This is a genomic window from Microbulbifer sp., from assembly GCF_051659245.1.
Classification (GTDB): domain Bacteria; phylum Pseudomonadota; class Gammaproteobacteria; order Pseudomonadales; family Cellvibrionaceae; genus Microbulbifer.
On the sequence record NZ_JBOFOC010000011.1, the window covers coordinates 1 to 9,167 of the forward strand.

General features: G+C 59.4%; 9 protein-coding genes. 1 reads left to right on the forward strand and 8 read right to left on the reverse strand.

The genetic code is table 11. From position 1 onward, the window contains the following. Positions 1-133: 133 nt before the first annotated feature. Entirely contained in the window at positions 134-1,042 is a 909-nt protein-coding gene (gene gcvA / locus ACRC0P_RS01220; RefSeq protein WP_438627714.1) for a transcriptional regulator GcvA, read from the reverse strand. A 190-nt stretch (positions 1,043-1,232) separates the two neighbouring features. Between gcvA and ACRC0P_RS01225 the strand changes: the two genes are divergently transcribed. Then, a complete protein-coding gene (locus ACRC0P_RS01225; protein WP_438627716.1) occupies positions 1,233-2,006 on the forward strand; it encodes an SDR family NAD(P)-dependent oxidoreductase in 774 nt (257 codons plus the stop codon). 95 nt (positions 2,007-2,101) lie between these two features. On the opposite strand, the gene ACRC0P_RS01230 is transcribed toward ACRC0P_RS01225, so the two are convergent. The 7 genes from ACRC0P_RS01230 to ACRC0P_RS01260 form a co-directional block, all read right to left on the reverse strand. Beyond that, a complete protein-coding gene (locus ACRC0P_RS01230; RefSeq protein WP_438627718.1) occupies positions 2,102-3,352 on the reverse strand; it encodes a hypothetical protein in 1,251 nt (416 codons plus the stop codon). Beyond that, complete coding sequence (locus tag ACRC0P_RS01235; RefSeq protein WP_438627720.1) at positions 3,336-3,959, reverse strand: leucine-rich repeat domain-containing protein; 624 nt, start codon at positions 3,957-3,959, stop codon at positions 3,336-3,338. Before ACRC0P_RS01235 ends, ACRC0P_RS01230 begins: the two co-directional genes overlap by 17 nt. A 459-nt stretch (positions 3,960-4,418) precedes the next feature. Further along, complete coding sequence (locus tag ACRC0P_RS01240) at positions 4,419-5,141, reverse strand: anti-sigma factor (RefSeq protein WP_438627721.1); 723 nt, start codon at positions 5,139-5,141, stop codon at positions 4,419-4,421. Beyond that, on the reverse strand, positions 5,108-5,689 hold the full coding sequence (locus tag ACRC0P_RS01245; protein ID WP_438627723.1) for an RNA polymerase sigma factor: 582 nt from the start codon (positions 5,687-5,689) through the stop codon (positions 5,108-5,110). The genes ACRC0P_RS01240 and ACRC0P_RS01245 overlap by 34 nt, the downstream gene beginning before the upstream one ends. 134 nt (positions 5,690-5,823) lie before the next feature. Continuing rightward, positions 5,824-6,159 carry a DMT family transporter gene (locus ACRC0P_RS01250; protein WP_438627725.1) on the reverse strand — a complete coding sequence of 112 codons (336 nt, stop codon included), beginning with the start codon at positions 6,157-6,159 and terminating at the stop codon, positions 5,824-5,826. 8 nt (positions 6,160-6,167) lie between these two features. Further along, positions 6,168-7,733, reverse strand: a complete 1,566-nt coding sequence (locus ACRC0P_RS01255; protein ID WP_438627727.1) for an AbgT family transporter — start codon at positions 7,731-7,733, stop codon at positions 6,168-6,170. A gap of 155 nt (positions 7,734-7,888) precedes the next feature. Continuing rightward, the gene (locus ACRC0P_RS01260) at positions 7,889-8,896 is read right to left on the reverse strand and encodes a tryptophan--tRNA ligase (protein ID WP_438627729.1); all 1,008 of its coding nucleotides are present in this window, start codon (positions 8,894-8,896) and stop codon (positions 7,889-7,891) included. Positions 8,897-9,167: the final 271 nt, after the last annotated feature.

Genomic DNA, 9,167 nt, shown 5'->3' on the forward strand with positions numbered 1-9,167 from the left:
ATGAGGCAGGGATGCCGATTACGAGCGTACAGGGATGTATTTAGGGGGGGCGCCCAGCCCGTGTCCCGCAAAGGGCCATCCCACCCAGTCACGCTCAGAAACGTAAGATTATGAACACGCTCTAAGGACCTGTTTACGCCGCCTCCTTGAGTAACCAATCCCGGAAGGCCACCAGCTTCGGCAGGCTGGAACACTCGGCGCGGTACACTGCGTAATAGGCCAGGGGCGAAGCGAAGGTTATTTCCGGGAACAGCCGAACCAGGCGCCCGGTTGCCAGGTCGTCGTGCGCCATGACGCTGCGAGCGAGCGCGACACCCTGCCCCTCAACCGCCGCCTGCAGGACGGCCGCGGAATTGTTGATCTTCATACCTCGCGTGCTGGCGACACCCGTCACGCCCGCCTTCCGCAGCCACGCCTCCCAGGTGGGAAAGCCCGTGTGGTCGTCCATCGACAGGTCGTGGATCAGGGTCTCCCGGGCCAGATCATTCGGCTTTTGCAAGCGCCGATGCTCGCGTAGCAGTTTGGGCGAGCACACCGGGTAGACCTCCTCGTCCATCAGCTTGTCTGCCATCAGTCCCGGCCAGCTTCCCACGCCGTAGCGCACGCCGATATCAATCCCCTGGGCCACGAAATCCACCGGCTTGAGGCTGGTGTCCAGGCGCACGTCCGTATCGGGCCAGGCGACCTGGAAGCTGTCGAGGCGCGGCAGCAGCCACTTGGCGGCAAAGGCCGGGCTGACCGTAACGGTGAGCACACCGCTGGCCGATCCCTCCTTAAGCCGTTCCAATCCCAGCACCAACCTGTCGAAACCCGCCCGGATGTCCGGTAACGCACGCCCGGCCGTCTCGGTGGGGAGGAGCCGAACCGGCCCGCTGGTAGCGCGGTGGAACAGGGGCATGCCCAGCCATTCCTCCAATGTGCGCACGAGCTGGCCGACCGCGGCGGGGGTGACGTTGAGTTCGGCCGCCGCCGCGGAAAAGCTCTGATGACGGGCGCTGGCCTCGAACGCGCGCAGGGCGTTCAGATGGACGGGTGATTTCATAGCGATAAAGTTTTTCTTTCAGTGAAAGACACTTTATCTCGTTTGCCGGCTTTAGCAAATAAGCGAAGAATCCCACTCAAGCCAAGGATAGACCGCCAAAACGGTCCGCGGCCGGCGCCGGAAGCCCCAGACGCTGCCCGGCATGAATAGTTTTTCTTCCTATCCCAATAGAGAGCAGAGAGGTCTCACAATGAGCAATCAATTCAAAGGCAAGAAGCTGCTGGTCGTCGGCGGCACCAGCGGGATGGGCCTGCAGACGGCCCGGATGGTACTCGCCGAAGGCGGCAGCGCGGTGATCCTGGGCCATCGCCCGGAAAAGACCGAGGAGGCGCGCAAGGAACTGGCCGCCCTGGGCCAGGTTGCGGCGCTGACAGCGGACCTGACCAGCGAGGAGGGGCTGGCCGAGCTGCTCAAGACCATCGACCAGCAGCACCCGGACATCGACCTGCTGCTCAACGCGGCCGGTGTCTTCTTCCCCAAGCCCTTCCTGGAGCATCAGGACGCGGACTACGACCAGTACATGAAGCTGAACAAGGCGTTCTTCTTCATCACCCAGAAGGTCGCCGCCAACCTGGTCGCCAAGGACCGTCCCGGCGCGATCGTGAACATCGGTTCCATGTGGGCCAAGCAGGCCATCGCGGCGACCCCGTCATCGGCCTACTCCATGGCCAAGGCAGGCCTGCATTCCCTGACCCAGCAATTGGCCATGGAACTGGCACCCAAGCAGATCCGCGTCAACGCGGTGTCACCGGCGGTGGTGCAGACCCCGATCTACGAGGGCTTCATCCCGAAGGCTGAAGTGAAAAGCGTCCTGGAAGGCTTCAACGACTTCCACCCGATCGGCCGCATCGGCACCCCGCAGGATGTCGCCGAAGTGATCATCTTCCTGCTGTCGGACAAGACAAGCTGGGTCACAGGCGCCATCTGGGACGTTGACGGGGGCGTGATGGCCGGCCGCAACTGATTCTCACTGTCGGGTGTCACTGCGAAACTGTTAATTCACATCCAGTCTGCGAACCTCATCAGGAGATTACGAACAGACTCGAACGACTGACAGGGTCAATATTCAAAACTGTAATCCAGGTACAGACGCTGCTCATCGGGAAGGGCGGCGCGGCTCTGTGATGCCGACTGATAATTGGCGTAGCGCAACTGGATGCGGTGCCGGCGGGCAAGCTTTACGATAAGGTCGAGATCAAATTCGCGCCCCCAGTCAACGTCACCGGAGACACTTTCAAAAAAATGGTAGCGTGCATCGATTTTCAGGGGGGATTTTCTCCAGCTCGCTTTTACTGCGCGATCAACCATTCCCTTGCTATCAATGGCGAAGGCTTTGTCGGCCCAGCCCTGGAAGTCGTGCGCTGAAGCCAGCGGCGTGACAAACCCAACTCCCCCGCTGGCACCCAGACGTTCCTGCTGCAGCCCCACTTCAAGGGAGTGTAAAGCCAGCGCAAATTCAATGCGCGAGTATGTATTTGTCGGCGCATCCTCGATCTGCATGCGCTTTTGCAGGGCGCCCTCAATTTCCGACCGCCACTTCAAACCGGCGATACGGCGCTCGAAACTGTAGCGCAGACCGAGGCTGCGGTTGGAGTCCGGCTCGGCGTCGCGGTTGTCGATGTGATAGTAATAAATGCCCAGATCGCTGAAATCCCACTCATTGAAGTGGGCGTTGATCAGGTGGCTGTTGTGCTCGTGATCCCCCAAAAAGCCACTCTCCCCCGGATCGCTGCCCGCGGAATAATAACCATCGTTCCGGGGCTGCCCGTCGGCATCGTCACCGAAGATCCGGTTGGCATTGGCGATATAGGCATAATATAGCCTGGACCCGCTGAACAACTCGTAACTGGCCGAGAGCGCATCGAAGGTTTGATCATTCTGCCAAAAGCCGTTGGAACCAACGAATCGCTGGTTGTCCAGGGTAATACGCTGGCGCCCCAGCAAGACTTCCGCCTGGGAAAAAGTCAGGCCCAGCGCCGCCTGGTTGACCTCGGTACCCGGCACGTCGGGGATCAGGGGCATATCATTGAATCGGGCGCCGTCGCTGTGATCATCCCGCCACCCGGTGGAAACGTGGTCAATTTCAGCCAGGGTGGAAAATACCCCGTTCCACTCGGATTCCAGCGTGAAACGCAATAGCAGGGAAGTCGCGCGGCCGTCGGTACTCCCGGCATCCACATAAGCGCCGCGCAGGCGGGATTCAAAATGCAGATCGTGCTCTTGCGCATCGGCGGGCCGCGCAACAACCAGGCTCAATCCGAGCGCGAGACTGAGCAATGGTGCACGCCGGAAGCTACCAATCGTCGGCATTACCATCGTGCAAAAAGGTGACATGGCCCATTTCGTCCATTTCTTCATAGAGCGGGTCCGGCATAGGGTTTTGCCGGCAATCCATATAAGTCATCGCCGGAAGAGAGTGGATATCGACATGCTCAAGCTGGTTATCGAAAATATAAATCTTTTCGACCTTTGGCAGTTCTTTATAGCGAAATGCCTCCAGCACGTTGTTATTGGCTTTCAGCAGCTGGAGTTCGGGCAGCCTCTCCAGTGACAAGGACTTCAGCTCATTGCCGAATAAATACAGCGTTTCCAGGGATGGCAGGTCAGCGAGTTCCAGCGTTTGCAGCTGGTTGCGGGCCAGGTTCAACGTTTCAAGCTTCTCCAGGGGGGGCAGTTGGGCGCGGTCGATACGGTTTTTATACAGGGAAAGGCTTTTAAGGTTGGCAAATCCGGCCAGCCCTCCCAGGCTTTCAATCGACTCGCTGTGGCAGCGGATATCGGTCACCTGATCAGCGGAGGTCCAGCCCTTTTTCTTTGCGAGCCGGGAAACACAGTCGGCGAGATGCGGGTCCACAAGACCAAACTCCCCACCCCACCCCGGCGGCGCCAGAAAAAGCATCAGCACGGCGAGTGGCAAACCGCGCTTTATACTAGTAAGGCGGAAGGGAAGAATACCCCTCTCCCGGGACCGTATGAGGCAGGGATGCCGATTACGAGCGTACAGGGACGTATTCACAGCGTGTCCCGGGAGAGGGGTATTCTTTGCTTCCGCCCCGTTAGTAACTCTCTTCAACCTGGAAACCGCAGTTGGGCGCGAAAAAGACAGGTAAGATATTGGTGTGCATAGTGAATTTAAAAATCGCGTGGTCACCTTATTGGTGATGAGTCGATTTTTAAATTTGCCAGGTGCGCCGAGAGCTTGCCTGGACTTTCGTGACCAAACTGCGGCTTCTAGGTTCATAGCATTGGCCCGCTCAGCAACAGAAACGGCCCGAAACTGTAGCATAGGGAAATCTTTATGGCGAGCCGTGGACAGCAAAATTGTGAGCGTTATCACTTCGGTTCAGGCTGCGATGTCTCCTTCAGATGGATTAGTTCAGACGCGCTCTTTCAGGCGCACGCAGACCCCCTTGGCCAGCAGCTCATCACTGGGCTCATCGATCGGGCTGCCACCGTATTCTTCACGCGTCAGTATCAGGTAGGCGGAGTCGCGAATCAGGCGATAGTTTGCCTCGTTGAGTGACAACACCGACTGCTGCTTGTCGAATACCAGCAACGGGCGCACCTGTCCATCGCGACGCGACGCCGCCCATAGCTGCACGCTGTGATCCTGTAAATCGAGTGTCTGCTCCCATTTCAGCCAGAGCTGCCTGCCATCGCTGGAGGTCAGTGCGGTCAGCAGGGGCTCACCGTCATCGGCGAGCAGTACCGCGACATAGTCGGCATTTGGCAGTGCCGGTACCTGCTCGCGGTCGTAGGCCCAGAAAGCCACGCTGAATATCCACACGAATGACAGCGTCAGGGCGGCATACTTCCACGGCCACTGCCATGCGCGAACGCTCTGCCGCCCTGCGTCATTTGCCCGGCTGATGCGGGCCTGGATCCTTGTCCAAGTGGAGGCTTTTGGAGCGCGGACCTGATTGTCATCCTGGATCGCCATAAGCTGCTCCTCCCAAAACCTGACTTCGCGCTGAAGCCGGGGATCTTCGCGCAGGCGCGCTGCAAATGCCGCGCGCTCGTCGCCGGGCAGGGTGCCGGATACATACTCGAAAGCGAGCCCCCGATTTAATTCACCAGCTTGATCTTGGTTTCCAGACATTCTCTCAACCTCTCGGAGCCCCGGCGCAACCAGGATTTCACCGTGTTGATCTTGGTATCCAGTGTCACTGCCAATTCCTCACGGGAATAACCGTAAAGATAGGCCAACTCGATGCATCGCCCGACTTTTACGTTAAGTTCGCGCAGGCACTCGTCAATCGCTCTTCGGTCCTGCCCCTGTTCAACCAGCCCCTGTGGCGTATCGCCGGTGCTGGTGCTTTCGAGACACTGCTCTTCATCGCCGGCATCGACAGGCCGGCGCCGATGCTTCGCTTCCGCCTTGACCAGGTCCAATGCCCGGTAGCGCACGATACTGGTCATCCAGGTTAACGGCCTGGCCAAGTGCGGGCGGTATGAAGCGGCGTTTTGCCATATCTGCACAAAGGCGTCCTGTAGCACTTCGTTGCTCAAGTCGTCGCTTCCGACTATGCGGTAGGCAATACTGTTGAGAAAACCGGCACAGCGGTCGTACAGATGTTGCAGGGCCTGCTGATCGTTTATCGCACAGCGCGCGATCAATGTCGCCAGTTCGTCGTCTTTCGCTTCCATTTAGGCGTCGCGTCCCGGTTGAATTACACCTGAATCGGCGGCTTCGCCGTGGATTCAGGCTCCACAACACCAGTGTACGCCGATGAGCCGCAAAAAGTTGCAGGCGCTATCCATTTCGGAAGTGGTCTCATCCTTCAGCCCTGTACCGTCTCGGAAAAGGCATGGATCACCACTACCCCTCCGACGATCATCGCCATTCCGATCATCGCCGGCAAATCCGGCACCTGCCGGTAGACGATGGCCCCCGCAACCGCCACCAGGAGAATGCCCAGGCCCGCCCAGATGGCGTAGGCGATGCCAACTGGCAGGGTGCGCAGCGCCAGGGACAGCATGTAGAAGGCAGTGCCGTAGCCCAGCACCACAATCACGGTGGGAATGGGCCTGGTGAACTGTTCCGAGGCCTTGAGCGCGGTGGTGGCGATGACTTCGGTAACGATCGCTATCGCGAGGTACAGGTAAGCTATTTTCATCGACGGCCTCAGGGATAGGTGTAGCTGGCCTGCAACCCCAGTGGTATACCCAGCGACCAGTAGGCCACCAGGAACAGCGACCAGCACACCAGGAATACCACCGAATAAGGCAGCATCATCGATACCAGGGTGCCGATCCCGGTGCCCTTCACGTAGCGCTGGCAATAGACCACCACCAGTGGGAAGTACGGCATCAGCGGGGTGATGATATTGGTGGAGGAGTCCCCCACCCGGTAGGCGGCCTGGGTGAGGTCTGGAGAAAAGCCGATCTGCATTAGCATAGGCACGAAGATAGGCGCCAGCAGCCCCCATTTGGCGGAGGCGGAACCGACGAACAGGTTGACGAAGCCCACCAGCAGGATAATGCCGATCAGGGTCACCGGACCCGGCAGATCCATCGCTGCAAGCGCATTGCCGCCCTTGACCGACAGCAGTGTCCCCAGGCCGGACTGCGCGAACTCGGCGATAAACAGCGCGCAGAAAAATGCCATCACTATGTAGTAGGCCATGGAACTCATGGTCCGGGACATCGCATCGATCACGTCCTTGGATTTTTTGAAGGTGCCGGCGGCGTAGCCGAACACCACACCGGGCAGAATAAACAGCAGGAAAATCAGCGGCACAATGGAGCGCATCACCGGCGCACCGAAGGAGGCCAGCTGCCCTTGCGCATCCCGCAGTGCCGAGGCTCCCGGGATCAGCCAGGCCACCAGCCCGGCGATGCCTGCGACCATCACTGCCAGGGAGAGATAGAGCGCTTTTCTTTCGCGCCCGCCGAGGTCCCGGATCTCCGGCATCTCCTCATCGTCGCCATCGATGGCGACTCCCTCCAATCGCGGCTCGATGACCTTGTCGGTAAGCCACCAGCCCAGCAATACGATCACCACGGAGGAAGCGGAAGTAAAGAACCAGTTGTTCAGCGGGTTCAACTGCATTTGCGGATCGACGATCTGCGCTGCCGACTGGGTAAAGCCCTGCAACAGCGGGTCGATGGCGGAGGGCACGAAGTTGGCGGAGAAACCGCCGGAGACACCGGCAAAAGCGGCGGCGATACCCGCCAGTGGATGCCGGCCCGCCGCATAGAAAATCACTCCGCCCAGGGGAATTACCAGCACATAGCCGGCATCCACCGCGGTATGGCTGACAATGGCCACCAGAATAAGCATCGGGGTGAGCAGCATTTGCGGGGTCACCGCCAGCAATTTTTTCAACACCGCGTTGATAAAGCCGCTCTGCTCCGCCACGCCTACGCCGAGCATCGCCACCAACACCACGCCCAGCGGCGCAAAGCTGGTAAAGGTGGTGACCATGCCGGAGAGAAAACGGGCCATCTCGCTGCCGGAGAGCAGGTTGGTCACCTGGATGGATTCACCGGTTGCAGGATGCAGCGCTTGGAAGTCGACCCCGGAGAGCAGCCAGGAGAGAATCCAGACCACCACCATCAGGATCAGGAAGAGTACCGCCGGATCCGGCAGTCGGTTGCCGACGACTTCGATAAAGTTGAGGGCGCGGTTGACCCAACCGTTCCCGTCACCTCCGGACTGGTTGCCGGGGTCTGTCTGCACTTCAGCCATCGATAAACTCCCTGTTTCCTACCTGTTCTTCTGGTTCTTCTCTGTAGGAGCGGCGGGGCGGCCATCCGCCCATGGCCGCGATCAATCGCCGGGGGAACTCCCTGGCCCGATCGCGGCCATGGGCCGCTCCTACAAAGTAGTCAGTGCCGTGAGGACTAGCGGATCCTGCGAATGCCCACCGCGTGGCGCAGCTTTTCGATAAAGGGCGTCGCATAGGCACGGGCCTTCTCCGCCCCTTTTTCCAGCTCCACCTCGATCTGCACCGGGTTGGCCATCAGTTCATTGTAACGTTCCCGGGCCTCGCCGATCTGGCTGTTGACCAGTTCGAAGAGCTGCTTCTTGGCTTCGCCCCAGGCGATGCCCTCCTCGAAGGCCTTGCGCATTTCCCCGGTCTGCGCCTCGCTGGCGAAGGCCTGCCAGATCTGGAATACGGTGGAGGTGTCCGGGTCCTTGGGTTCGCCCGGTTCCAGCAGGTTGGTTTTGATTTTGTTGATATGCTTTTTGAGCTGCTTTTCGGGCAGGAACAGCGGAATGGTGTTGCCGTAACTCTTGCTCATCTTGCGGCCGTCCAGGCCCTGCAGCACCGCCACATGGTCGTCCACCACCGCTTCCGGCAGCGCGAAGTGTTCACCGTAGTGATGATTGAAGCGCTGGGCGATATCCCGGGCCATCTCGATATGCTGCACCTGGTCCTTGCCCACCGGTACCTTGTTGGCGTTGAACATCAGCATGTCTGCGGCCATCAGGATCGGGTAGCTGTACAGACCCATGGTGATGCCGAAATCTGAATCCTCGCCGTCAGCGCGGTTGGCGTCCACCGCTGCCTTGTAGGCGTGGGCGCGGTTCATCAGGCCCTTGGCGGTCATGCAGGTGAGCAGCCAGGTAAGTTCCGGAATCTCGTGGATATCGGACTGGCGGTAGAAGATTACATTGTCGGTATTCAGACCCAGCGCCAGCCAGGTCGCGGCAATTTCCAGGGTGGACCTGTGCACCAGCTCCGGGTCCTGGCATTTGATCAGCGCGTGGTAGTCGGCCAGGAAATAAAAAGACTGGTTGTCTTCCTGCCGGCTGGCGGCGATGGCGGGACGAATCGCTCCCACATAGTTGCCCAGATGAGGAGTGCCGGTGGTGGTGATGCCGGTCAGTATGCGCTGCTTAGTCATAAATCCACAATAGTCCGTGCTGCATTCTCGGGAAAAGCGGAATAATAACCTTTTCCCGGCCGGGGTTGTATGGGGCGGGACTCGGGACTCGGGACTCGAAATGATTATGGACATGTAGGAGCGGCGGGGCGGCCATGGGCCGCTTCTCTAAAGCGGCCCCTGAAGTCAACCACTAATCTGGTTTTTGCACTGGACAGCTGTTACTGAGTTTCAGGCTTCTCTACGTGGTCGCCTTTGGCGCCGACAAGATGTAATCGGAGCGCGCAGCCTG